Origin of the sequence: Anaerostipes sp. (assembly GCF_018381315.1) — a bacterium.
Taxonomy (GTDB): Bacteria; Bacillota; Clostridia; order Lachnospirales; family Lachnospiraceae; genus Anaerostipes.
This window is the reverse complement of record NZ_JAGZSD010000065.1, coordinates 1-1011: the sequence shown is the minus strand read 5'-3', so window position 1 is coordinate 1011 and position 1011 is coordinate 1. Positions and strand designations below refer to the sequence as shown.

The 1011-nt window shown below is 43.9% G+C and carries 1 protein-coding gene; it reads right to left on the bottom strand.

Annotated elements, in window-relative coordinates:
* Positions 1–12: 12 nt before the first annotated feature.
* A partial coding sequence (locus KH180_RS16750) for a YidC/Oxa1 family membrane protein insertase (protein WP_290762546.1) occupies positions 13–1011 on the bottom strand: 999 nt, incomplete at its 5' end.

Below are 1011 nucleotides of genomic sequence, written 5' to 3'. Positions count from 1 at the left end.
AATATTTTTCTTTTACCGCTTATTATTTTCATTATAAATCTTCACCATATTCGCCTTTGCGGCAATACTGCCCGGCTTCGGAGCTTTCTTATTATACATGTCCGTCGCCTGTTTGACTGCCTGATCCTTTTCCTCCTGGGTCATGGACGGCTTGGCAGACGAAGCTTTCGCGGAAATACCGGAAGATTTCGGTGTGGTACTCTGTACATTCCGCGTATTCATACTGGCGTACTGGTTAATTGTCTTAGGATCAATACCGGCTTTTTCCATCCGTTTTATCCGTTTATCCTGCTTTTTCTTGGCCTTGTCCTTGTTTTTCTCAATAAGCTGGTCAAAATCCGTCTTATCGATATGTTTGTTAACCAGAACCTGCTGGATACTTCTAACCACCGCACTGGCAACCCAGTATAAACCAACACCGGCCGGAAGAGAGAAACAGAACACAGCAGACATAATAGGCATAATATTATTCATCATCTTCATGGAAGACATCATACTGTTCTGCTCACCGTTTGATTCAGGCTGAGGCATAAGCTTTACGTTCAGCCATTGGGTAACCGCCGCCAATACGGGAATGGCAAGGGCTGCAATGATGAGAAGCACATTCTTGGCTTCCATGGCACCTGACAAATAGTAGGAAGGGGAATCCCCTATGTTCATTCCGAACAGGTTATTATACGATGCCAGCTTCTCGGATGTTTCCATGATATCATGGGCTAAATTGGGAAATTTATCCGCAAGGCTGTTCCATTCCGGAGTGGACGCCTTATTCAGCACATCAATAAAAGTATTCTTTACATAGGTGGGATCACCGGCAACAAACAGCTCATTGGAAAACTGTTTCATATACATGGCCGCATTCTTGAATCCCTGAATAAACTCTGCACTGCCGGGCTGTGCAATCAGATTATCAACCATGGGCGAGAATACATCTTTTACTTGTCCGATGTAAGCAGGTATCGCATAAATTACCTTATACAGGGCATAGATTATCGGAAGCTGAATCAGCAT